The organism is Streptomyces tibetensis (assembly GCF_040647715.1).
GTDB classification, from domain to species: Bacteria; Actinomycetota; Actinomycetes; order Streptomycetales; family Streptomycetaceae; genus Streptomyces; species Streptomyces tibetensis_A.
Window position 1 is genome coordinate 531,337 of the sequence record NZ_JBEZCR010000002.1, and the last position, 21,717, is coordinate 553,053.

A 21,717-nucleotide genomic window follows, 5' to 3' on the forward strand; every position below is an offset into this window, starting at 1 on the left:
GCGGGGCTGTATCAATGTGCGGCTCCGCCGCGTGGGCGCGAGCAACCACGCACAACCTGCACTCCGAAGACACGCTCAACCCCTACGGCGCTGTCGTCTCCGCCCGAAGCCGGAGGCCAACGGCATCCGCAACCCCAACGGCGGCGGCGCGGCAAACGCATCCCGCACCGGCCGCGACACCACCCGCCCGAACAACGCCCCCATCACGAAGTCCTCGGCCAGAGCCAGCACTTCGTCCCGGTACTGACGCAACCCGTGCCCGTCGGCGTGCACTTCGAACCGGCACACGTCCCGGTTCGCCTTCTTCGCCCGTGCCGCCAGCCGGAACGACAGCTCCGGATCCGTCCGCCCGTCGTTCGTGCCGTGCACGATCAGCACCTGGCGCCCGGCCAGCTGCTTCACCGGTTCGGGTGACGCCGTGGCGCCCTCCTCCGGCAGCCAAGGGGCAAGCGCCAGCACGGAGTTGACGGCGTCGTGACCCCCCGCCCGCAGCCCCGCCCGGCCGCCCATCCCGAGGCCGACGAGACAGACCGGGACGTCCCCGTACCGCCGGACGACCTCGTCGGCCGCCCAGGTCGCGTCCCGCGCGAGATTGGCCTCGTCGCCGTTCCAGCCGCGGCAGCGGTAGTGCACGACGTGCGCGGCGAGACCCTCGTCCCGGCCCGCGCGGGCCAGGCGGCGTCCGACGGCCCGCACGGAAGCGGCCGCCAGCAGGGGCGACGGTCTGCGGCCGGAGACCTCGTCACCGCCGGGCAGCAGCAGCACCGCGCCGCTCACCGCCGTCGGTTCCGGACCGAGTGCCCTGCCCAGCCGGGCCCTGCGAACCGGCGTCGCTTGGTGTGCCATGACAGAACAGTGTCAGAAGCGCGGGTGTACTCGACCCGTCCTCGGGGTCACCGTTACGTATCGACGAAAACGTCCAGCGTCCGGGAACGCGCCGTCTACGCGCGTAGGCGTTACAGTGCGGAAATGACGAGCCAGACCATTGCGAACACCCCGACACCGGACCAGATCCGCCGGGCGCCCAAGGTTCTGCTGCACGACCACCTCGACGGCGGTCTGCGCCCCGGCACGATCGTCGAACTCGCCCGCGAGAGCGGCTACACGCGGCTCCCCGACACCGATCCCGAGAAGCTCGGCGTCTGGTTCCGCGAGGCCGCCGACTCCGGTTCCCTCGAGCGGTACTTGGAGACGTTCTCGCACACCGTCGGCGTCATGCAGACCCGTGACGCCCTGGTCCGGGTCGCCGCCGAGTGCGCCGAGGACCTGGCCGCGGACGGCGTCGTCTACGCCGAGGTGCGCTACGCCCCCGAACAGCACCTGGAGGGCGGCCTCGGTCTCGAAGAGGTCGTCGAGGCCGTCAACGAGGGCTTCCGGGAAGGGGAGCGGCGCGCCCGGGAGAACGGACTGCGCATCCGCGTGGGCGCGCTGCTCACCGCCATGCGGCACGCGGCCCGTGCCCTGGAGATCGCCGAACTCGCCAACCGCTACCGCGATCTGGGTGTCGTCGGCTTCGACATCGCCGGTGCCGAGGCCGGCTACCCGCCCACCCGGCACCTGGACGCCTTCGAGTACCTCAAGCGCGAGAACAACCACTTCACCATCCACGCCGGCGAAGCCTTCGGACTGCCCTCCATCTGGCAGGCCCTGCAGTGGTGCGGCGCCGACCGGCTCGGTCACGGCGTGCGGATCATCGACGACATCCAGGTCCACGAGGACGGCCGGGTCGAACTCGGCCGGCTCGCCTCCTACGTCCGGGACAAGCGCATCCCGCTGGAACTGTGCCCGAGCTCCAACCTCCAGACGGGGGCCGCCTCCTCGTACGCCGAGCACCCCATCGGTCTGCTGCGCCGGCTGCACTTCCGGGCCACGGTCAACACGGACAACCGCCTGATGTCCCACACCAGCATGAGCCGGGAATTCGAGCACCTTGTCGAGGCGTTCGGTTACACCCTCGACGACATGCAGTGGTTCTCCGTCAATGCGATGAAATCATCGTTCATTCCTTTCGATGAACGCCTGGCCATGATCAATGACGTGATCAAGCCCGGATATGCCGAGCTGAAATCCGAATGGCTGTTCCGGCAGACCGCCTCCACCAGCGGTTCTGGCACCTCGTAAGGCTGCCTCGGGGATATCCGGCACACAGCGAATGCGGGCGGTGTTCACCATCCGTCCGCATTTCGATGTTTGCGGGGGGCGGGGCCGCCTGATTACGGTCGCTGAACCGCTCACACCCGTCATCCCGTAACGAGGACGCATTTTCATGAAGCAGTCTGCTGCCAAGACCCTCGGTGTCGCCGCTCTCGGTGCCGCCTTCGCCGCCGCCGGTGCGGGTGCCGCCACCGCCGCCCCGGCCCTCCCGGACCCCGCCCGGGCGCTGGAGACCGTCACCGCGGCAGCCCCGGCGGAGCAGCTCTCCCAGACGCTGCCGGCGGGCGCGGGTGAGGCGCTGGGGCAGGGGCAGACCCTGGCCGGCACCGGTGTCGCCGCCGCCCAGCCGGTCGCCGGGCAGGTGCTCGCCCAGGGCCCGACCGGCCCGGCCGCCAAGCTGCTCGGCGGCCTCCCGCCCAAGGGTCTGCCCGTGAACGGCGTGCCGGCCGTCTGACCCTCACGTCGAGGCGGACACACGCGCCGATGGGGCGCACCCGATTGCGGGTGCGCCCCATCGGCGTTCTCACGTACAGGCGTTACCAGGCCGTCCGGGCCTTGCCGTGCGTCGTGTCCTCCGCGGGCAGCAGGATCCACAGCGCGATGTACAGCAGGAACTGCGGACCGGGCAGCAGACACGAGATCAGGAAGATCACCCGCATCGTGGTCGCGGAGGTGCCGAAGCGCCGGGCCAGTGCGGCGCACACTCCGCCGATCATGCGGCCGTGGGTGGGGCGGGCGAGGCGGGACATGTGCGACTCCTTCAGCGTCGGGGCGTGAGGCCTCTGGTCCGAGTACCCCATCTGCACTCCACGCTACGGAGACGAAGGGGGCAAAGCGTCGCTCCACGGGGCGATCCCGACCCTGGGAATCGTCGGGGTCCGACCCTGAGCCGGCTCCTCCGCGGGGAGGGGCGTACGCAGCAGCCGGGCGGTGGTGCGGCGGCGCAGCCAGGAGCGGCCCGCCGGAACCAGCGCGAGATGCGCGAGGGCCACGCCCACGGTGTTCAGAAACAGCGAGTCGACGTCGACGACCTGACCGGGCACGCCGGTCTGCAGCAGTTCGATGCCCCAGGAGAGCAGCGCCCCGGCCGCGACGGTGCGCAGCAGCGACGCCAGCGGCGAGACCACCAGCCTGCCGCCCGCCAGCGGCAGCAGGACACCCAGCGGGGCGAGCAGGGCCAGCCCCTCCCCGATGCGGCGGGCCGCCTCGGGCCAGCCCAGGGCGAGATCGGCCCGGATACCGGCGAACGGACGGAGATTGGCGGGCATCACCCAGGGCACGTCCAGCGGCCGCAGCGTGAACCAGGCGACGAACGCCAGGTGTGCGACGAGGAGGACACCTCCTGTCACACGGATGCGGAACGCGGCGCTGCCGCCGATGGAGCCTTGACGCTGCACGACCCCCAAGACGCCCCCTCCGGCGCCTTCGGTTCCGGGATGGACCCCGTCGGCCCTGTGAGGCATACGCCACAGCCCGGACGGATCACTCCCCGGACGCGTCCTTCGACGGCGGTTCCGTGCTGCCCGGCCGGGCCCGCACCTCGTCGGTGCACTCGTAGCGGCGCGGGCTCTCGGCGCCCGGGCCGCCCAGGACCACCGAACCGTCGCCCTCGGCCGCGGCCGAGTCGGAGAAGGTGCACACGATCTGCGCGAGCGCGTACGACGTGAGGCCGGCCGGTGCCGTGCTCAGCCGCAGCGTGTCCTCCGGGTCGCCGGGACGCGGCCGGCCGACCGTGATGCCGCCCCGGACGTCCGTGCTGTAGCCGGCTTCCTTCTCGGCGGTCGACGGCGACGTGGCGAGCTGGTCCAGCAGGCCCTGCGCCACGAGCAGGCGCCGCTCGGAGTCGGCCGCCCCGTCCGGGACCCGCACGGTCCGGTCCACGGTCACCAGCGACGACCCGCACAGCAGGAACACCTGCACCGGCAGCCCCCGGGTCGCCTGGGTGGAGACGTCCGACTCGGAGAGGGAGCACTGCACCCGCGAGGGCGCGGGCCCGAAGTTCGTCGGCACCTCCGTGGCCCGGATCCCGCAGCCGGCCAGCAGCACGGCGAGCGCCGGAACGGCGAGCAGCCGGGACACGGCCGCCAGACGCTCGGTCATCATGCGTCCCCCTTCGGGTCCTCGCCCTGCGGCCGGTCGCTGCCGCTCTCCTGGCCCGGCTCGTCCTCGGCGGGCTGCTCCTCCGCGGGGGACGTGCCGCGCGGCAGCCGCAGGGTGAACACAGCGCCCGAGTCGGGCGAGTTGGCCGCGGTGATCTCACCGCCGTGGATGTGGGCGTTCTCCAGCGCGATGGACAGCCCGAGGCCACTGCCCTCGGAGCGCGGCCGGGAGGCGCTGGCCTTGTAGAAGCGGTCGAAGACGTGCGGCAGGACGTCCTCCGGAATGCCGGGCCCGTGGTCCTGGACCTCGATGACGATCGAGTCGTCCGCCTCCCGCACGGACACCCGCACCGGGGAGCCGCCGTGCTTGAGCGCGTTGCCGATGAGGTTGGCCAGGATGACGTCCAGGCGGCGCGGGTCCAGCCGTGCGTGCAGGCCGCGCTCGGCGTCCAGCTCGACCGCGTCCAGCCAGGCCCTTGCGTCGATGCAGGCGGTGATCTGGTCGGCGAGGTCGACGTCGTCCAGGACGAGCCGCGCGGTGCCCGCGTCGAAGCGGGTGACCTCCATCAGGTTCTCGACCAGGTCGTTCAGCCGCCGCGTCTCGCTGACCACCAGCCGGACGGCCGGCTCGATCATCGGGTCCATGCTGCCGGTCTCCGCCTCCAGCTCCTCCTCGAGCACCTCCGTCACGGCGGTGATCGCGGTGAGCGGCGTCCGCAGCTCATGGCTCATGTCGGCCACGAACCGCCGGGACGCCTCGTCGCGGGCGGCCATCTCGGCGACCCGCTTCTCCAGCGCCTCCGCCGCGTTGTTGAACGTGCGCGACAAGTCGGCGAGTTCATCGGTCCCGGACACCCGCAGCCGGGTGTCCAGCTTGCCCTCGCCGAGCCGCCGCGCGGCCGTCCCGAGTCGCTGCACCGGCTTCAGCACGGTCGTCGCCGCGGCCTGCGCCAGCAGCGCCGAGCCGATCAGCGCGAGCCCCGTGGCGATGCCCAGCGACCAGGCCAGCGAGTTGAGGTCCTTGGCCTCCGGCTCCAGCGACTTGAGCATGTAACCGGTCGGACCGCCGCCGATCACCCGCGTACCGGCCACCAGGTACGGGGTGTCGTGGTCGACTATCCGCTGCCAGTACAAGTGGTACGGGTGCTTGTTGGCCCCGTCGACCTTCTGCGTCCTGTTCACCGCCGTACGCAGCGACTTCGGCACGTCCTGCAGCGCGAAGCCGTTCAGCCCGCCGGAGCTGCCGTAGACGGTCCTGCCCTCGGCGTCGCGGCCGACCAGCAGCACGCTGAAACGCTGGTCGCTGCCCGCCATCTGGCCCGCGGTGTGCTGCAGCTCGTCCTGCGTGGGACGCTCGGGCAGCGCGCCCGCCCGGTTCTGCATCTCCTGCTCGAAGTCGCGCAGCACGGCGTCCTGGGTGCGGGTGAGCACGGCCTCGCGGTTCAGCCAGTACGCGATGGCGGACGCGGACACGGCAGCCGTCAGGGCCACCAGTCCGAAGACCACGACCAGCCGCAGCCGCAGGCTGGTGAAACGCAGCCGCGACAGAACTCCCTTGCGCGCCCCGGTCCAGCCGTGGGCCCCCCCTTGGTGCGCCTGAGTCACTGAGGCGCGTCCAGCCGGTAGCCGACACCCCGCACGGTACGGATCAGCGTCGGGGACGACGGCACGTCCTCGACCTTGGCACGCAGCCGCTGGACACAGGCGTCCACGAGACGCGAGTCGCCCAGGTAGTCGTGCTCCCACACCAGCCGCAGCAGTTGCTGCCGGGACAGCGCCTGGCCCGGCCGCCGGCTCAGCTCCAGCAGCAGCCGCAGCTCGGTCGGCGTGAGCTGGAGGTCCTCGCCGTTCTTCGTCACGGTCATCGCCGAGCGGTCGATCACGAGGCTGCCGAAGCTCGCCGCGTCGTTCGACTCCCGCTCGCCCCGCCGCAGCACGGCCCGGATCCGGGCGTCGAGCACCCGCCCCTGCACCGGTTTGACGACATAGTCGTCGGCGCCGGACTCCAGCCCGACCACCACGTCGATGTCGTCGCTGCGCGCGGTCAGCAGGATGATCGGCAACTGGTCCGTGCGCCGGATGCGCCGGCACACCTCGAACCCGTCGATGCCGGGCAGCATCACGTCCAGCACGATCAGATCCGGCCGCTGCTCACGGAGCAGCTTCAGACCGTCCTCACCGCTGGCAGCGGTCGCCACGCGATGACCCTGGCGCGTCAGTGAGAGCTCCAGGGCCGTCCGGATGGCGTCGTCGTCCTCGATCAGCAACAGGGAAGGCACGCGCTCATTCTGGCCCATGGAGGGGCCGGGGTTCGACCGGTGGGGCCCACTCGGTGCGGCCGGTACCGCCGACGCGTGTGCGGGAGCTGTGGCCGGCCTGTGGCCGACCCCTGTGACAGGTCTGTGACAGTCGGCGGACACGGCCATGAAAGTGCCGCGGCAAGCTTCTCGGCACAGGCAAGGAAGCCCGCCCGAACAGGCGGGCCGCACAACGGAAGTCCACGACGGGGGGCGCGAGATGAACACGCTGCACGGCATCAGCACCAGCGCAGTTGTCACGCGTCTGCACGACGTGAACCGGGGTTCCGAGAAATCCGGTGTTGTGAGCACGCGGGGGTGCGCTCACGGTACCGGGCGTCAGCACACCGGGTTCATGACGGTGGTCGACGCACACACGGGGGAGAACAAGGGGACGGGGGCGGCTCACGGGGGAGCCGCGTACGGGGAGGGCTCGGGGGAGCGACGCCCGGCGGCGGAGGCGGAGTTCACCGCCTACGTCCAGGAGCGCCGCGCCTCCCTGTACGCAACCGCCTACCACCTCACCGGCGACCGCTTCGAGGCCGAGGACCTGCTGCAGAGCGCGCTGTTCTCGACCTACCGGGCGTGGGACCGGATCAGTGACAAGGCCGCGGTCGGCGGATACCTCCGCCGCACCATGACCAACCTGCACATCAGCGCCTGGCGGCGCCGCAAGCTCAACGAGTACCCGACCGAGGAACTGCCGGAGACGCCCGGCGACACGGACGCGATGCGCGGCACCGAGCTGCGCGCGGTCCTGTGGCAGGCGCTGGCCCGGCTGCCCGAACTCCAGCGCACCATGCTGGTCCTGCGTTACTACGAGGGCCGCACCGACCCGGAGATCGCGGAGATCCTCGACATCAGTGTCGGCACGGTGAAGTCCAGCATCTGGCGGTCGCTCCGCCGGCTGCGTGAGGACGAGGTCCTCAGCTTCGGCCGTGACGAGGAGGACGCCTTCGGCGAGCTCGTCGCCTGAAGGTCGGGGGGGAGCACCACAAGGGGGCCCACGGGGGAACTGCACGGACGCTGGGGGGCGTCTTCGCAGGAGAGTGGGGACTCGGGGGAGGACGACGGGGGAACAGGGGAGCGGGACTGGAGGGCCGGGGGGTCCGTCCAGTCCCGCTTTCTCTGTGCCTCTTCTTGGGCGTCGCCCGCCCGGGCTGTCCCGGTCGACCGCTGTCTAGGCCGCCGTACGGAGGCCCTCGCACCGGCCTGCCGCCGCTGCAGCCAGCCGGCCCATCGCCTCGTCGCGGTCGCACGCGTACGCGCCCAGCGCCGTCTGGCGGGCGACGATCGTGCGCTCCTGCCGCATCAGGCGCCATCCGCGGCGCAGCAGGAACGGCACCGACTTGCGGCCCTCCCTCAGGTCCCGCAGGAAGCGTCGGCGGAAGGTCTTCACCGGGCCCCGGCTCAGGCACAGCGCGTCGGCGAGGACGCCGAGTTCACGGCAGCGCGTGACGATCTCCGCGGCGAAGACGCCCTCCGCGATGAACAGCGGGGTCCGTCCGATGTCGACCGTCTCGTCGCCGGTGCGGGCGCTGAGCGAGAGGTCGTAGACGGGAACCTCCGTACGGCCCGTGCGGCACAGGTCGGTGATCGCGGCGACGGCCGTGTCCGCGTCCCAGGAGTCCGGGTGGTCCCAGTCGATGTCGGAGCTCCCCGCCACCAGGGGCAGTGTCGGGTCGTCGCCCTCCTTGTAGAAGTCGTCGAGCCGCAGCACCGGGAGGCCGGAGCGGGCCGCGAGGAGGGACTTGCCGGAGCCGGAAGGGCCGCAGAGCAGCACGACTCGCGTCGGTATGGGCAGAGGAGAACTCACGGGACACCAGTGTGAGGCATCGACCCGGGGCCGTACGACCCCGCGGGTCGGCTTTGATGCGCGCGTCACACCTCAACTACCCTTCGTGTCGTTCCGATTACCCAAAGCGTCAGAAGGTGGCAGTGATGGCCCGACACGACTCACCCATGAAGCCGACCGCCCAGCGTGCCCTGGCCGTCCTCGCGACCGCCGGCATGGCGCTGGGCGTGGGTGCGGTGGAGGCCGCGGCGGGCACCGGCTCGCCGCTGGACATGGTCCACACCTCTGTGGGGAAGACCGATCCCCGGGCCGGCCTCGAGGCGGCGGGTGACACCCTCTCCCACACCACCGGCACGGTCACGGCCCTCAAGCCCAACCCCCTCGCCGGCACGGGAGTCGACCCGCTCGACAACAGCGTCGGCACCGAAGTGGCCGACTTCAAGCCGGTGTCGTCCCGCGAGGTGACGGGGCCGGTGGCCCAGGCGCCGTCGGTCGGGGGCATGCCGGTGGTGGAGCGCCTGGCCGAGCAGCCCTCGCGGTAACTCACCGCCCTCGCAGCGGGACCTCCCGGACCAGCCACGCCACCGTGAAGGCAGCGGCGCACAGCGCGGCCGTACCGAGCGCGACACCGTGCAGGCCGTCCACCACGCCGGTCCGGAACGCGTCCCGGACCGGTTCCGGCAGGTCCCGCACCTGTCCGGGGGTCAGCTGCCCCTCGGTGAGCCGCCCGCCCTCGGCGCCGAGCCGGTCCGTCACGGCCGCGGCGAGCCGGCCGGTGTAGACGGAGCCGAGCACGGCGACGCCCAGGGAGCCGCCGATGGTGCGCAGCAGTGTCTGGGTGCCGCTGGCCGCGCCCATGTCGCGGGGCTCGGCGCTGTTCATCGTGATCAGCATCGCCGGCTGCATCAGGCAGCCGATGCCCACACCGAGCGTCAGCGTCAGACCGGAGGCGACGGGCACCCTCGTGTCCGTGCCGAGCGTCAGCAGCGACAGGGCCCCCGCGGTGGCCAGCGCGCCGCCCACGATCGGATAGGCGCGATAGCGTCCGCCGCCGGCGATCCGCCGGCCGATGACGAGCTGAGCGCCGATCATGCCCAGCATCAGCGGGAGCAGCAACAGCCCGCTCCCGGTGGACGACATGTCGCGCACGAACTGCAGGTACTGGGGCAGGTAGCCGGCCGCCGCGAGCATGGCCGCTCCCGCGACGAAGCTGAGGACCTGCGCGACCGTGAAGTTGCGGTCCCGGAACAGCCTGGGCGGGATCACCGGTTCCGGGGCGCGCCGCTCGACCCGCACGAAGGCGGCCAGCGCCACCGCGCAGACCAGGGCCAGCCCGATGATCTGCGGTGAGGTCCAGGCGTACGTCGTCCCGGCCCGGCTCGCCAGCAGCGTCAGGGCGAGGACCGCACCGGTGAGCAACCCGGCCCCCGCCAGGTCGATCGGCGCCTTCACGCGGGTAGGGCGCAGCCGGACACCGCGGCCGATGAGGATCAGGGCGACGGCGCCGACCGGGACGTTGACGTAGAACACCCAGCGCCAGTCGAGGTGGTCCGTGAGGAAGCCGCCGGCCAGGGGACCGCCGATCATCGCGGCGGGCAGCAGCACTCCGATCAGCGACTGGGCGCGTCCCGCCTCGGCAGGGGTGAGCAGCGTGCCGATGAGCGAGAGCGCCCCTACGAACAGGCCGCCCGCGCCGATTCCCTGAACGGCCCGGAAGGCGATCAACTGGCCCATGTCCTGGGCGAGTCCGCACAGCACCGAGCCGGCTAGGAACACGGTGATGGACGTGAGGTAGCTGCCCTTGTGGCCGTAGAGGTCTCCGATCTTTCCCCAGATCGGGGTGGAGACGGCCGTGGTCAGCAGATAGGCGGTGAGCACCCAGGAAAGGTGGTCGAGGCCGCCGAGGTCGCCGACGATGGTGGGCAGCGCGGTGCCGACGACGGTTCCGTCGAGCGTGGCGAGCACGATGCCGAGCAGCAGTCCCAGGATGACGAGCCGGGAAGGCGGGGCCGTCGTCCGGGCGGCGCTGTCGGGGGTGGTCCCCGTCGCGTGTGTGTCCATGATCTCCCCCTCTTGGCGATCGGTGGTCAGGCGACGTAGCGACGGGCGGACTTGGCGGCGCGCAGGGCGTGTCCCCACCAGGCGAGCTGGTCGAGCAGGGCCTTCGCGGCGGTGTCGGCGGCGGGGTCCTTGCAGGCGCCGTCCTCGTCGAAGCGGCTCCACGCGTCGTGGAAGCTGACGGTGTTGCGGATGGTCGTGGCGTTCACCTCGGCCATGACGACCCGCAGTTGCTCCACCGCGCGCAGACCGCCGGACAGGCCGCCGTAGGAGACGAAGCCGACCGGCTTGCCGTGCCACTCCTCGCCGTGCCAGTCGATCGCGTTTTTCAGGGACGCCGGGAAGCTGTGGTTGTACTCGGGCGTGACGATCACGAAGGCGTCGGCCGCGGCGAGGCGCGGTGAGACGAGGGCCAGTTGCTCGCGTGAGACGGGCTCCGGCTGCCGGCCGAACGCCGGGAACACGGTCGGCAGCGGCGTCTCGGCAAGGTCCACGACCTCGTAGGTCAGATCGTCGCGCTGCTCGAGGTGGCCGGTCAGCCAGTTCGTCACCACGGGCGCGAAGCGCCCCTCGCGGGTCGAGCCGACGAGAACGGCGACGCGGAGCGGTTCGATGCGGCCGGGCATAGGTTTCCCCCTGGGTGTGTACGGCGTATCCAGCTGCGTACAACGTACACATGAATGTGTACGCCGTCTACTGGAGATACGCTGTACGCGACAGGTCGACCGGGAGGAGCGGACATGGCGGTCGCGAAAGACGCGACGAAGGAAGGTGCGGAGAGCGGGACGGAGGGGCGTTCTCTCTGGGAGCGCATGGAGCGGCCGACCCCCCTCCCACGCGCCTCACTGACCCTGGAGCGGATCGCCGCCGCCGCGGTCGAGATCGCCGACGAGGAGGGCGGCGCCGCCGTCACCATGCGCCGCCTCGCCACCCGGCTCGGCGTCGCCCCCATGGCGGCCTACCGGCACGTCGACGGCAAGGACGACCTCTGGGCGCTCATGATCGACCGGGTCTTCCGCGACCTGGCCGTCCCGGAGGGCGCGACGGACTGGCGGGAGGTACTGCGCTCCTACGCCCTGCAGACCCGGGAGCTGATGCTCGCCCATCCGTGGATGGCGGTCATGCCGATGCCCCTCGTCATGCTCACACCGTCACGGCTGGCCGTGGCGGAACGGCAGCTGGCCGCGCTCGCCGGCTTCGGCCTGGACGCCGACTCGGTCATGGCCGCCTTCCGGGCCGTCGCCTCCTTCGTGCACGGCGCGGCCCAGACCGAGATCGCCCTGCGCGACTACCAGGAGCGCAACGGCTGGACCAGCGGCGACGAAACCCGCCAGGCACTCGCCCCGCAGATGCGCTACCTGATGAGCACGGGCCGCTTCCCGGCCTTCGAGCAGTACGCCCTCGGTGCGACCCGCAAGGACGACCGGGCCTGGGAGTTCGCGTTCGGCCTCGACTGCGTCCTCGACGGCATCGGGCAGCGGCTCGGCATCTGAGGCGGAGCGGGCGCGCAGAAGCCCCGGGCCTCCTGGACGGAGGAGGGCCGGGGCTTCCGTATCGAGGGGGACGGGCTAGTACGAGGAGCCCGACGCGCCCAGTGACCCGGTGGGGTGCCAGACCGTTTTGGTCTCCAGGAACGCCGTCAGACGGTCGATCCCGGGAGTCTCCGCGTAATCCACAGGCTGTGGACGGACGACCCGCTTCAGATTGTCGGCCGCCGCGATCTCCAGCTCCTTCGCCAGCACCTCGTCGGCGCCCGCCAGGTCGATCGCGTTGACGTCCTGGTGGGCCGCCAGCGGGGTCGCGATCTCGGCCGTACGGCCCGACAGGACGTTGACCACGCCGCCGGGGACGTCCGAGGTGGCCAGCACCTCGGCCAGGGACAGGGCGGGGAGCGGGGAGTTCTCGCTCGCCACCACGACCGCCGTGTTGCCCGTCGCGATCACCGGGGCGAGCACCGACACCAGTCCCAGGAACGACGACTCCTGCGGCGCCAGGACGGCGACCACACCGGTCGGTTCGGGCGACGACAGGTTGAAGAACGGGCCCGCGACCGGGTTGCCGCCGCCGACCACCTGGGCGATCTTGTCGGTCCAGCCCGCGTACCAGACCCAGCGGTCGATCGTCGCGTCCACGACCGCCGCGGACTTGGACTTCGACAGCCCTTCCGCCTCGGCCACCTCGCGCACGAACTGGTCGCGGCGACCCTCCAGCATCTCCGCGACGCGGTAGAGGACCTGGCCGCGGTTGTACGCCGTCGCGCCGGACCAGCCGCCGAACGCCTTGCGGGCCGCGACCACCGCGTCCCGGGCGTCCTTGCGGGACGACAGGGGCGCGTTCGCCAGCCACTTGCCCTTTGCGTCGGTCACCTCGTACACCCGGCCGCTCTCGGAACGCGGGAACTTCCCGCCGACGTACAGCTTGTAGGTCTTGAACACCGACAGTCGTGCATCAGACATCGAGGTACGCCTCCAGGCCGTGACGGCCGCCCTCGCGGCCGAAGCCCGACTCCTTGTAACCGCCGAACGGCGACGTCGGGTCGAACTTGTTGAACGTGTTGGACCAGACGACCCCGGCGCGGAGCTTGTTCGCGACCGCCAGGATGCGCGAGCCCTTCTCCGTCCAGATGCCGGCGGACAGGCCGTACGGCGTGTTGTTGGCCTTGGCGACCGCCTCGTCCGGAGTGCGGAAGGTCAGCACCGACAGCACCGGGCCGAAGATCTCGTCCCGGGCGATCCGGTGCGCCTGGGTGACGTTCGTGAACAGCGTCGGGGCGAACCAGTAGCCGCTCTCCGGCAGTTCGCACGCCGGCGACCACCGCTCGGCGCCCTCCGCCTCGCCCTGCTCGACGAGCGAGGTGATGCGGGTGAGCTGCTCCTCGGAGTTGATCGCGCCGATGTCCGTGTTCTTGTCCAGCGGGTCGCCGAGGCGCAGCGTGGACAGGCGGCGCTTCAGGGACTCCAGCAGCTCCTCCTGGATCGACTCCTGCACCAGCAGCCGGGAGCCCGCGCAGCAGACCTGGCCCTGGTTGAAGAAGATGCCGTTGACGATGCCCTCGACGGCCTGGTCGATGGGGGCGTCGTCGAAGACGATGTTGGCGCCCTTGCCGCCCAGTTCGAGCGTGACCTTCTTCTTGGTCCCGGCGACCGTGCGGGCGATCTCCTTGCCGACGGCCGTGGAGCCGGTGAAGGCGACCTTGTTCACGTCCGGGTGGGCGATCAGCGCCGCGCCCGCGTCGCCGTAGCCCGGGAGGATGTTGACGACGCCCTTGGGCAGGCCCGCCTGGCGGCAGATGTCCGCGAAGAACAGCGCCGACAGGGGGGTGGTCTCGGCCGGCTTCAGCACGACCGTGTTGCCGGTCGCGAGGGCCGGGGCGATCTTCCACGCCAGCATCAGCAGGGGGAAGTTCCAGGGGATGACCTGGCCCGCGACACCCAGCGGCCTGGGGTTCGCGCCGAAGCCCGCGTGGTCGAGCTTGTCGGCCCAGCCCGCGTAGTAGAAGAAGTGCGCGGCGACCAGGGGCAGGTCGGCGTCGCGCGTCTCCTTGATCGGCTTGCCGTTGTCGAGCGTCTCGAGGACGGCGAGCTCGCGGGAGCGCTCCTGGATGATGCGGGCGATGCGGAAGAGGTACTTCGCGCGCTCCGCGCCCGGGAGCGCCGACCACTTCTCGAAGGCCCGGCGCGCGGCCTTCACCGCACGGTCGACGTCCTCGGAACCGGCCCGGGCGACCTCGGAGAGAACCTCCTCGGTCGACGGGGAGACGGTCTTGAAGACCTTGCCGTCCGCCGCCTCGACGAACTCGCCGTCGATGAACAGGCCGTACGAGGGAGCGATGTCGGCGATCGCACGCGACTCGGGGGCCGGTGCGTATGCGAATACCGAAGACACGTTTTCCATAGTCATGGGGTCTCAGTCCACCGTCACGTAGTCGGGACCGGAGTAGCGGCCGGTGGCCAGCTTCTGCCGCTGCATCAGAAGGTCGTTCAGCAGCGAGGAGGCGCCGAAGCGGAACCAGTGGTTGTCCAGCCAGTCCGCGCCCGCGGTCTCGTTGACCAGCACGAGGAACTTGATGGCGTCCTTGGAGGTGCGGATGCCACCGGCCGGCTTCACACCGACCTGGATGCCGGTCTGCGCACGGAAGTCCCGCACCGCCTCCAGCATGAGCAGCGTGTTCGCCGGGGTCGCGTTGACGGCGACCTTTCCGGTGGAGGTCTTGATGAAGTCCGCGCCCGCCAGCATCCCGAGCCAGCTCGCGCGGCGGATGTTGTCGTACGTCGAGAGCTCGCCGGTCTCGAAGATGACCTTCAGGCGCGCGGAGGTGCCGCAGGCCTCCTTCACGGCGGTGATCTCGTCGTACACCTTCAAGTATCGACCCGCGAGGAACGCCCCGCGGTCGATGACCATGTCGATCTCGTCGGCACCGGCGGCGACCGCGTCACGCACGTCGGCCAGCTTGACGGCGAGCGCGGCGCGTCCGGCCGGGAACGCCGTGGCCACCGAGGCGACCTTCACGCCGGAGCCGGCGACGGCCTCCTTGGCCACGGCCACCATGTCGGGGTAGACGCAGACCGCCGCGGTGGCGGGCGTCGTACGGTCCGTCGGGTCGGGCTTGACCGCCTTCGCGCCGAGCGCCCGGACCTTGCCCGGGGTGTCCGCGCCTTCCAGCGTCGTCAGGTCGACCATCGAGATGGCGAGGTCGATGGCGTACGCCTTCGCGGTCGTCTTGATCGAACGGGTGCCGAGGGAGGCCGCGCGGCCCTCGAGTCCGACCGCGTCGACGCCGGGGAGCCCGTGGAGGAAGCGGCGCAGCGCGCTGTCGGACGCGGCGACGTCCTTGAGGGGGTGAGCTGCGGTGAGTGCAGAACTGGGCATGGTCACCAGACGAGCATATCTACGCGCGTAGCGGCTGTACAGTCCCCGGTTCTCTCCCGAGCGGATCCGGGTTCTCTCCCGGGCGGATCCGACGCTTGCCCTCGGGCGGATGAGGGCCCCGCGGACGGGTCCGGCAGAATCGAGACATGACGAGCCCCGAACCCCAGCCGCCGGCGCCGCAGCCCTCGGAACCCGAGTCCAAGGACCGGGTGTACCGGTCGGTCCCGGCCATCGCCGGTGGTGTGCTGCTGCTCGCCATCGCCGGGTGGCTCGGTATCGACGCGGTGATCTCCGGGGAGGGGCGCACGCCGTGGCTCGCGCTCGCCGTGCTGCTCCTCGTCGCGCCGCTGGTCGTCGCCTTCACCCTGCGGCCGGCCGTGTACGCCGGCGACGACCGGCTGCGGATCCGCAACCCCTTCCGGCTCGTCGTCGTGCCCTGGGGCCAGGTCGCCTCGCTGCGCTCCGCCTACTCGAACGAGGTCCTCACCGAGTCCGGTACGAAGTACCAGCTGTGGGCCGTGCCCGTCTCGCTGCGTGCGCGCAAGAAGGCCGCGCGGCGCGAGATGCGGGCGACGGCACAGGCGCGGCGGGCGATGGGCCGGGACGAGGGCCGCGGAAGCGCGCTCGGGATGCGGGCGGGCCTGGGCGACGGCCTCGGCGGGGATTCCGTCTCCGAGGGGCCCGTACGGGCCGAGACGGACCGGATCATGGACGAGCTGCGCGGGCTGCACGAGGCGCGGCGCCAGGCGGAGTCGGCGCAGGGTGAGGTGACCGTGCGGTGGGCCTACGAGGTGCTGGCGCCGGCGGTCGCCGGAGCTGTGCTGGTGCTGATCCTGGTGGTGATGGGCTGAGCGTGCTGACCGCCGCGGAGCGGGGATGGGCTGACCGCCGGGGAACGGTGAGGGGCTGACCGCCGCGAAAAGCGGTGGAGGCGGTGGGGCCCCGGCGCCTAGGTTCGGGGCATGAGTACCCGTACCTTCCGTGTCACCGTGCGAGGCGTCTTCGACGGGCTGAGCGCCGAGCAGCGGGCCGAGCTGCTGGAGCGGGCCGCCGAGCACGATGTGCTGCGAGCGGCCTTCACCCCCGAGGGGAGCCTCACCTACGACGTGGCCGTGCGGCCCGCCTTCACCTTCCGCTTCCTGGACTCCGGGGAGGCCGAGGAGGACATCCTGGAGGCCACCGAGCGGGCCGAGGCGTCGGCGCGGGCGTGGCTGGAGCAGCGCGGGTACGGCTACAAGAACCTCAGGTGCACCGCCGAGGACCTCTCCCAGGCGCCTCTCGGCAAGCGACAGCGGCGGGAGGCCGCCCGGAAGGGTTTCTGAGTCCTCGGCGGAGTGAGGGAGCGGTCGTGCGGGTCCCGCCCTCAGATTCCGGCCGCCGTCGACAGGTCGCGCTTGATCGACTCCAGTAGCGCGGTCGCCTTCGCGCGGGCTTCCGGGAGGTCCTTGTGCGACCCGACCGGGATCACCACCTCCAGGTAGCACTTCAGCTTCGGCTCCGTGCCGCTCGGGCGGACGATCACCCGCGCGCCGTCCAGGGTGTACCGCAGACCGTCCGTGGGCGGCAGCTCGGCCGTGCCCTTGGTGAGGTCGTCGGTACGGGTGATCTGCAGGCCGGCCAGTTCCGTCGGGGGCTGCTCGCGCAGACGGCGCATCGCGGAGGCGATGAGGGAGAGGTCCTCCACGCGGACCGAGAGCTGGTCCGTCGCGTGCAGGCCGTGCTCCACGGCCAGGTCGTCCAGCAGGTCGAGGAGGCTGCGGCCCTCCTCCTTGAGCTGCGAGGCCAGTTCCGTGATCAGCAGCGCGGCGGTGATGCCGTCCTTGTCGCGTACGCCGTCGGGGTCCACGCAGTAGCCGAGGGCCTCCTCGTAGCCGAAGCGCAGGCCCTCGGCGCGGGCGATCCACTTGAAGCCGGTGAGGGTCTCGACGTGGGGGAGGCCCGCCTTCTCGGCGATGCGGCCGAGGAGGGACGACGAGACGATCGACTCCGCGAAGGTACCCCTCGCTCCGCGCCGGACCAGGTGGGCGGCGAGCAGGGCCCCGACCTCGTCGCCTCGCAGCATGCGCCAGTCGGTGCCGTCCTGGACGGCGACGGCGCAGCGGTCCGCGTCCGGGTCGTTGGCGATGATCAGGTCCGGGGCGTTCTGGCCGGCACGGGCCGTCGCGAAGGCCAGGTCCATCGCGCCGGGTTCCTCCGGGTTGGGGAACGCGACGGTCGGGAACTCCGGGTCGGGTTCGGCCTGCTCGGCGACGAGGACCGGCTCCGGGAAGCCGGCGCGGGCGAAGGCGGACAGCAGGACGTCCTTGCCGACGCCGTGCATCGCCGTGTACACCGTGCGGGCCGTGCGGGGGGAGCCCTCGGCCAGGACGGCGTCCGTGCGGGCGAGGTAGGCGTCGAGGACGCTGTCGTCGAGGGTGTCCCAGCCCTCGGTGGGGCGCCGGACGGTGGTGAGGGACGGGACGGCGGCGATCTCCGCCGCGATGTCGACGTCCGCCGGGGGGACGATCTGCGAGCCGTCGCCGAGGTAGACCTTGTAGCCGTTGTCGCGGGGCGGGTTGTGGCTGGCGGTGACCTCCACGCCCGCGACCGCGCCGAGGTGCCTTATCGCGTAGGCGAGCACGGGGGTGGGGAGGGGGCGGGGCAGGACGGCCGCGCGCAGGCCCGCGCCGGTCATGACGGCGGCGGTGTCCTGGGCGAAGTCGTGGGACTTGTGGCGGGCGTCGTAGCCGATGACGACGAGACCGTTGTCGTGGCCCTGCTTCTTGAGGTACGCGGCGAGGCCGGCGGCGGCGCGGATGACGACCGAGCGGTTCATGCGCAGGGGGCCGGCGCCGAGTTCGCCGCGGAGGCCGGCGGTGCCGAACTGGAGCGTGCCGCCGAAGCGGGCGGCGAGTTCCGCGTAGTCCTGGGCGTCGATGAGGCGGGCCAGCTCGGTGCGGGTGTCCGGGTCGGGGTCCTCGGTGAGCCACGCCTGGGCCTGTGCGATGAGTTCTTCGTGCACGGTGTGGGGTCAGCCTCTCCGGTGTGGTGTGGGTGTGCGGCGGCGGGCGGCGGGCGGCGGTCTGCGCATGAGTGGAGGGTGCGCGTCTCGGGGTGCGCGTCCTCGCCTGGCGCCGGGGGTGGGTCGGGGCCGCGCCGGGGGGTGTCCGTCCTCGGAACGGCGCGATGGGGTTGGGTACCGACTAACCGTCCGTCGACGCGCCAACCGCTGCGGGCGGACACCCCCGACGCGTCCCCTTGCGTCCGACGGCGGGTGCGGCGAGTGGGGGTCGCCGCTCGCCCCGAGCAGGCCACTTGTGCCGCCGGGTGTGGCAACCCCCAAGGGGCGCGGGGAACTGCGCGACCGGCCACCGCGGGCCCGCAGCCACCTGGCGGCGCCTCCCCCCTGCCGCGAAGCCTTCTTACAGGCGGTCCAGGACCTGCGCGAGCAGGGAGCCCATGCGCGTCGCGGAGTCGCGGCCCGCCTGGAGGACCTCCTCGTGGTTCAGGGGCTCGCCGGTCATGCCCGCCGCGAGGTTGGTGACGAGGGAGATGCCCAGGACCTCCGCGCCCGCCTCACGGGCGGCGATCGCCTCGAGGACCGTCGACATGCCCACCAGGTCCGCACCGATGACCCGGGCCATGCGGATCTCGGCCGGGGTCTCGTAGTGCGGGCCGGGGAACTGGGCATAGACGCCCTCCTCCAGCGTCGCGTCGACCTCCTTGCACAGGGCACGCAGACGCGGCGAGTACAGGTCGGTGAGGTCGACGAAGTTCGCGCCGATGATGGGGGAGGTGGCGGTGAGGTTGATGTGGTCGCTGATGAGGACCGGCTGGCCGGGGCGCATGCCCTCGCGCAGGCCGCCGCAGCCGTTGGTCAGGACGACCGTCTTGCAGCCGGCCGAGACCGCGGTACGGACGCCGTGGGAGACCGCCGCCACCCCGCGGCCCTCGTAGTAGTGCGTACGGCCCAGGAAGACCAGGGCGCGCTTGTTGCCGATCCGGTACGAGCGGATCTTGCCCCCGTGGCCCTCCACCGCCGGCGGCGGGAAACCGGGGAGCTCGGTGACCTGGAACTCGGCCTCGGGGGCGCCCAGGGCGTCCACGGCCGGAGCCCAGCCGGAGCCCATCACGAGGGCGACGTCGTGGGTCTCGGCGCCCGTCAGTTCGCGCAGGCGGGCCGCGGCGGCGTCGGCGGCCGCGTGGGGGTCGCCCTGGATGTCGTCCGGAAGAAGAGATGCGTTCACGCGGACGAGGGTAGCGGCTGTTTGCCTACGCGCGTAGATGGCAGAGCTCACGGGGTGGCGATCGTTGTCTTGTCGTTTCCGACGAGTGGCCTCGGGCGGGCTGTCGTCAGCAGGGGCGCTTGCGGAGCTCCATCACGTAGTCGTGGGGGGCGCCGGCCGACTCGGCCGCGTCGGCGATCTCGCCCAGGTAGCGCGCGGAGGGCAGACCGCCCTCGTAGGCGTTCAGGGCGAAGGCCCAGGCGGTGTCCTCACCGTCGAGGGTGTGGACCCGTACGCGCGTACGGCGGTAGATGTCGAGGCCCACGCCCTCCCAGCGGTCCAGCGACTCCTCGTCCATCGGGGCGATGTCGTAGAGCGAGACGAAGACCTGGGAGAGGGGGTCCTCCACGATCGTCGGCAGGGCGCCCTCCCAGCCCATGTGCTCGCCGCCGAAGGTCAGTCGCCATCCGTTCAGCCAGCCGGTGGCGCGCAGCGGCGAGTGCGGGGCGCGGCGGGACATCAGCCGCGCGTCGAGGTTGCCGGCGTACGCGGCGTAGAGCGACATGGGGGAAGGGTACGGCAGGTGGTCCGGCGTCACTCGTGTAACGACAGGCGCACGAGCGGGCCCCCGGGCGGTGTCACCTTGTTGCGTGCGGGACAATGGAGTACGTGACTCGGATCGTGATCATCGGTGGCGGACCCGGCGGATACGAAGCGGCCCTGGTGGCCGCCCAACTCGGCGCGGAGGTGACCGTCGTCGACTGCGACGGTCTGGGCGGGGCGTCGGTGCTCACCGACTGCGTGCCGTCGAAGACCCTGATCGCCACGGCCGAGGTGATGACCACCTTCGACTCCTCGTACGAGGAGCTGGGGATCATCGTCGCCGACGACACCCCGCCGATGGAGCAGGCCGCCCGGGTGGTGGGCGTCGACCTGGGCAAGGTCAACCGCCGTGTGAAGCGGCTCGCGCTCGCCCAGTCGCACGACATCACGGCCTCCGTGACGCGGGCCGGGGCGCGTGTCATGCGCGGGCGCGGGCGGCTGGAGGGCATGCAGGCGCTCGACGGGTCGCGGAAGGTGGTGGTGCGCACCGCCGACGGGAGTGAGGAGACCCTGACGGCTGACGCCGTGCTCATCGCCACCGGCGGGCACCCCCGTGAGCTGCCCGACGCCCTGCCCGACGGCGAGCGGATCCTGAACTGGACCCAGGTGTACGACCTCGACGAGCTCCCCGAGGAGCTGATCGTGGTCGGGTCCGGTGTGACCGGCGCCGAGTTCGCCGGTGCCTACCAGGCGCTGGGCTCCAGGGTGACGCTCGTGTCGTCGCGCGACCGCGTGCTGCCCGGCGAGGACCCGGACGCGGCGGCCGTGCTGGAGGACGTCTTCCGGCGGCGCGGCATGAACGTCATGGGGCGTTCCCGCGCGCAGTCCGCCAAGCGGGTGGGGGACCGGGTCGAGGTGACCCTCGCCGACGGGCGGGTCATCACCGGGTCGCACTGCCTCATGGCGGTCGGTGCCGTGCCCAACAGTGCGGGCATGGGGCTGGAGGACGCCGGTGTCCGGCTGCGCGAGTCCGGCCACATCTGGACCGACAGGGTGTCGCGTACGACCGCTCCCGGCGTGTACGCGGCCGGTGACGTGACCGGCGTGTTCGCCCTCGCGTCCGTGGCCGCCATGCAGGGCCGCATCGCCATGTACCACTTCCTGGGCGACGCCGTGGCCCCGCTGAACCTGAAGACCGTCTCCTCGAACGTCTTCACCGACCCGGAGATCGCGACCGTCGGCTACACCCAGGCCGACGTGGACGGCGGGAAGATCGACGCGCGGGTCGTGAAGCTGCCGCTGCTGCGCAACCCGCGGGCCAAGATGCAGGGCATCCGCGACGGCTTCGTCAAGATCTTCTGCCGGCCGGGTACGGGCATCGTGGTCGGCGGTGTCGTCGTGGCTCCGCGTGCATCGGAACTGATCCACCCCATCTCGATCGCGGTCGACAACAATCTGACCGTCGAACAGATCGCGAACGCCTTCACCGTCTATCCCTCCCTGTCGGGCTCGATCGCCGAGGTGGCACGGCAGTTGCACACGCGCAAGGAGATCGGCGAGGGCTGAGTCCGAAACCGACTCCTCCCTGGTCACGGGGAGTGTTCGACCATTCGTACGGCATAGGCGGCGGGACTAGGCCCTATACCACTTCCCGCTGCTGAGTGCGAACATCTTCTGCTATTCAGCGCAAACTGCTG

22 protein-coding genes and 1 pseudogene are annotated in these 21,717 nt (G+C 71.6%); 8 read left to right on the top strand and 15 right to left on the bottom strand.

All coding sequences use genetic code 11. The features are described 5' to 3' along the window. Window positions 1-75 precede the first annotated feature (75 nt). Window positions 76-846, bottom strand: a complete 771-nt coding sequence (locus AB0B29_RS06940) for an alpha/beta hydrolase (RefSeq protein ID WP_362234947.1) — start codon at window positions 844-846, stop codon at window positions 76-78. 123 nt (window positions 847-969) lie between these two features. Between AB0B29_RS06940 and AB0B29_RS06945 the strand changes: the two genes are divergently transcribed. Then, window positions 970-2,121, top strand: coding sequence for an adenosine deaminase (locus tag AB0B29_RS06945; RefSeq protein WP_362234950.1), 1,152 nt, complete (start codon window positions 970-972; stop codon window positions 2,119-2,121). A 145-nt stretch (window positions 2,122-2,266) separates the two neighbouring features. Then, window positions 2,267-2,608, top strand: a complete 342-nt coding sequence (locus AB0B29_RS06950; RefSeq protein WP_362234953.1) for an ATP-binding protein — start codon at window positions 2,267-2,269, stop codon at window positions 2,606-2,608. A gap of 82 nt (window positions 2,609-2,690) precedes the next feature. Here AB0B29_RS06950 and AB0B29_RS06955 read toward each other — a convergent pair whose 3' ends face one another. From AB0B29_RS06955 to afsQ1, 5 genes are all read right to left on the bottom strand, one after another. Further along, window positions 2,691-2,903, bottom strand: coding sequence for a PspC domain-containing protein (locus AB0B29_RS06955; protein ID WP_362234956.1), 213 nt, complete (start codon window positions 2,901-2,903; stop codon window positions 2,691-2,693). 63 nt (window positions 2,904-2,966) lie between these two features. Continuing rightward, the gene (locus AB0B29_RS06960) at window positions 2,967-3,551 is read right to left on the bottom strand and encodes a VanZ family protein (protein WP_362234958.1); all 585 of its coding nucleotides are present in this window, start codon (window positions 3,549-3,551) and stop codon (window positions 2,967-2,969) included. Window positions 3,552-3,636: 85 nt separating this feature from the next. Continuing rightward, the gene (locus AB0B29_RS06965) at window positions 3,637-4,257 is read right to left on the bottom strand and encodes a hypothetical protein (protein WP_436845797.1); all 621 of its coding nucleotides are present in this window, start codon (window positions 4,255-4,257) and stop codon (window positions 3,637-3,639) included. Then, a complete protein-coding gene (locus AB0B29_RS06970) occupies window positions 4,254-5,858 on the bottom strand; it encodes a HAMP domain-containing sensor histidine kinase (protein WP_362234961.1) in 1,605 nt (534 codons plus the stop codon). Before AB0B29_RS06970 ends, AB0B29_RS06965 begins: the two co-directional genes overlap by 4 nt. Beyond that, a complete protein-coding gene (afsQ1, locus tag AB0B29_RS06975; protein ID WP_053675520.1) occupies window positions 5,855-6,532 on the bottom strand; it encodes a two-component system response regulator AfsQ1 in 678 nt (225 codons plus the stop codon). Before afsQ1 ends, AB0B29_RS06970 begins: the two co-directional genes overlap by 4 nt. A gap of 238 nt (window positions 6,533-6,770) precedes the next feature. Between afsQ1 and AB0B29_RS06980 the strand changes: the two genes are divergently transcribed. Next, window positions 6,771-7,526, top strand: a complete 756-nt coding sequence (locus AB0B29_RS06980; protein ID WP_362234964.1) for a SigE family RNA polymerase sigma factor — start codon at window positions 6,771-6,773, stop codon at window positions 7,524-7,526. 204 nt (window positions 7,527-7,730) lie between these two features. Here the strand turns inward: AB0B29_RS06980 and AB0B29_RS06985 are convergent, their stop codons facing one another. Beyond that, entirely contained in the window at window positions 7,731-8,435 is a 705-nt protein-coding gene (locus tag AB0B29_RS06985) for a uridine kinase family protein (protein WP_362234967.1), read from the bottom strand. A gap of 56 nt (window positions 8,436-8,491) precedes the next feature. On the opposite strand from AB0B29_RS06985, the gene AB0B29_RS06990 reads away from it, so the two are divergent. After that, window positions 8,492-8,887 (top strand): hypothetical protein, encoded by a 396-nt coding sequence (locus AB0B29_RS06990; RefSeq protein WP_362234970.1) that lies wholly within the window; start codon window positions 8,492-8,494, stop codon window positions 8,885-8,887. A 1-nt stretch (window position 8,888) separates the two neighbouring features. On the opposite strand, the gene AB0B29_RS06995 is transcribed toward AB0B29_RS06990, so the two are convergent. Together AB0B29_RS06995 and AB0B29_RS07000 are read right to left on the bottom strand one after the other, a co-directional pair. Then, window positions 8,889-10,406, bottom strand: a complete 1,518-nt coding sequence (locus tag AB0B29_RS06995; RefSeq protein WP_362234973.1) for an MDR family MFS transporter — start codon at window positions 10,404-10,406, stop codon at window positions 8,889-8,891. Window positions 10,407-10,432: 26 nt separating this feature from the next. Beyond that, window positions 10,433-11,029 (bottom strand): NADPH-dependent FMN reductase, encoded by a 597-nt coding sequence (locus AB0B29_RS07000; protein WP_362234976.1) that lies wholly within the window; start codon window positions 11,027-11,029, stop codon window positions 10,433-10,435. Window positions 11,030-11,143: 114 nt separating this feature from the next. Here AB0B29_RS07000 and AB0B29_RS07005 point away from each other — a divergent pair, with 114 nt between their 5' ends. Beyond that, window positions 11,144-11,896, top strand: coding sequence for a TetR/AcrR family transcriptional regulator (locus tag AB0B29_RS07005; RefSeq protein ID WP_362234979.1), 753 nt, complete (start codon window positions 11,144-11,146; stop codon window positions 11,894-11,896). A gap of 75 nt (window positions 11,897-11,971) precedes the next feature. Here AB0B29_RS07005 and AB0B29_RS07010 read toward each other — a convergent pair whose 3' ends face one another. From AB0B29_RS07010 to deoC, 3 genes are read right to left on the bottom strand one after another with little or no spacing between them, the layout of a single operon-like run. Next, window positions 11,972-12,859: an aldehyde dehydrogenase family protein gene (locus AB0B29_RS07010; RefSeq protein WP_362234982.1), complete on the bottom strand. Its 888-nt coding sequence runs from the start codon at window positions 12,857-12,859 to the stop codon at window positions 11,972-11,974. Then, on the bottom strand, window positions 12,852-14,288 hold the full coding sequence (locus tag AB0B29_RS07015; RefSeq protein ID WP_362234985.1) for an aldehyde dehydrogenase family protein: 1,437 nt from the start codon (window positions 14,286-14,288) through the stop codon (window positions 12,852-12,854). The genes AB0B29_RS07010 and AB0B29_RS07015 overlap by 8 nt, the downstream gene beginning before the upstream one ends. Before the next feature lie 21 nt (window positions 14,289-14,309). Further along, window positions 14,310-15,272 (bottom strand): deoxyribose-phosphate aldolase, encoded by a 963-nt coding sequence (gene deoC / locus AB0B29_RS07020; RefSeq protein ID WP_362235668.1) that lies wholly within the window; start codon window positions 15,270-15,272, stop codon window positions 14,310-14,312. Between the two features lie 146 nt (window positions 15,273-15,418). Here deoC and AB0B29_RS07025 point away from each other — a divergent pair, with 146 nt between their 5' ends. Then, window positions 15,419-16,123, top strand: coding sequence for a PH domain-containing protein (locus tag AB0B29_RS07025; protein ID WP_362234988.1), 705 nt, complete (start codon window positions 15,419-15,421; stop codon window positions 16,121-16,123). Between the two features lie 111 nt (window positions 16,124-16,234). Next, a complete protein-coding gene (locus AB0B29_RS07030; protein WP_362234991.1) occupies window positions 16,235-16,594 on the top strand; it encodes a DUF6204 family protein in 360 nt (119 codons plus the stop codon). 41 nt (window positions 16,595-16,635) lie between these two features. Here the strand turns inward: AB0B29_RS07030 and AB0B29_RS07035 are convergent, their stop codons facing one another. From AB0B29_RS07035 to AB0B29_RS07045, 3 genes are all read right to left on the bottom strand, one after another. Then, the gene (locus AB0B29_RS07035; RefSeq protein WP_362234994.1) at window positions 16,636-18,273 is read right to left on the bottom strand and encodes a phospho-sugar mutase; all 1,638 of its coding nucleotides are present in this window, start codon (window positions 18,271-18,273) and stop codon (window positions 16,636-16,638) included. Window positions 18,274-18,673: 400 nt separating this feature from the next. After that, a complete protein-coding gene (locus AB0B29_RS07040; RefSeq protein ID WP_362234997.1) occupies window positions 18,674-19,498 on the bottom strand; it encodes a purine-nucleoside phosphorylase in 825 nt (274 codons plus the stop codon). Between the two features lie 106 nt (window positions 19,499-19,604). Beyond that, window positions 19,605-20,042: a gamma-glutamylcyclotransferase gene (locus AB0B29_RS07045; RefSeq protein WP_033311347.1), complete on the bottom strand. Its 438-nt coding sequence runs from the start codon at window positions 20,040-20,042 to the stop codon at window positions 19,605-19,607. A gap of 86 nt (window positions 20,043-20,128) precedes the next feature. Here AB0B29_RS07045 and AB0B29_RS07050 point away from each other — a divergent pair. After that, window positions 20,129-21,586, top strand: a pseudogene (locus tag AB0B29_RS07050) (NAD(P)H-quinone dehydrogenase); the annotation flags it as partial. Window positions 21,587-21,717: the final 131 nt, after the last annotated feature.

Bases quoted from the DNA above. Each gene is read 5' to 3' on its own strand.
- AB0B29_RS07010 (WP_362234982.1), bottom strand. From the start codon at position 12,859: ATGTCTGATGCACGACTGTCGGTGTTCAAGACCTACAAGCTGTACGTC.
- AB0B29_RS06950 (WP_362234953.1), top strand. From the start codon at position 2,267: ATGAAGCAGTCTGCTGCCAAGACCCTCGGTGTCGCCGCTCTCGGTGCC.
- AB0B29_RS07000 (WP_362234976.1), bottom strand. From the start codon at position 11,029: ATGCCCGGCCGCATCGAACCGCTCCGCGTCGCCGTTCTCGTCGGCTCG.
- AB0B29_RS06965 (WP_436845797.1), bottom strand. From the start codon at position 4,257: ATGATGACCGAGCGTCTGGCGGCCGTGTCCCGGCTGCTCGCCGTTCCG.
- deoC (WP_362235668.1), bottom strand. From the start codon at position 15,272: ATGCCCAGTTCTGCACTCACCGCAGCTCACCCCCTCAAGGACGTCGCC.
- AB0B29_RS06940 (WP_362234947.1), bottom strand. From the start codon at position 846: ATGGCACACCAAGCGACGCCGGTTCGCAGGGCCCGGCTGGGCAGGGCA.
- AB0B29_RS07030 (WP_362234991.1), top strand. From the start codon at position 16,235: ATGAGTACCCGTACCTTCCGTGTCACCGTGCGAGGCGTCTTCGACGGG.
- AB0B29_RS06945 (WP_362234950.1), top strand. From the start codon at position 970: ATGACGAGCCAGACCATTGCGAACACCCCGACACCGGACCAGATCCGC.
- AB0B29_RS06955 (WP_362234956.1), bottom strand. From the start codon at position 2,903: ATGTCCCGCCTCGCCCGCCCCACCCACGGCCGCATGATCGGCGGAGTG.
- AB0B29_RS06990 (WP_362234970.1), top strand. From the start codon at position 8,492: ATGGCCCGACACGACTCACCCATGAAGCCGACCGCCCAGCGTGCCCTG.
- AB0B29_RS06980 (WP_362234964.1), top strand. From the start codon at position 6,771: ATGAACACGCTGCACGGCATCAGCACCAGCGCAGTTGTCACGCGTCTG.
- AB0B29_RS07025 (WP_362234988.1), top strand. From the start codon at position 15,419: ATGACGAGCCCCGAACCCCAGCCGCCGGCGCCGCAGCCCTCGGAACCC.
- AB0B29_RS07045 (WP_033311347.1), bottom strand. From the start codon at position 20,042: ATGTCGCTCTACGCCGCGTACGCCGGCAACCTCGACGCGCGGCTGATG.
- AB0B29_RS07005 (WP_362234979.1), top strand. From the start codon at position 11,144: ATGGCGGTCGCGAAAGACGCGACGAAGGAAGGTGCGGAGAGCGGGACG.
- AB0B29_RS06995 (WP_362234973.1), bottom strand. From the start codon at position 10,406: ATGGACACACACGCGACGGGGACCACCCCCGACAGCGCCGCCCGGACG.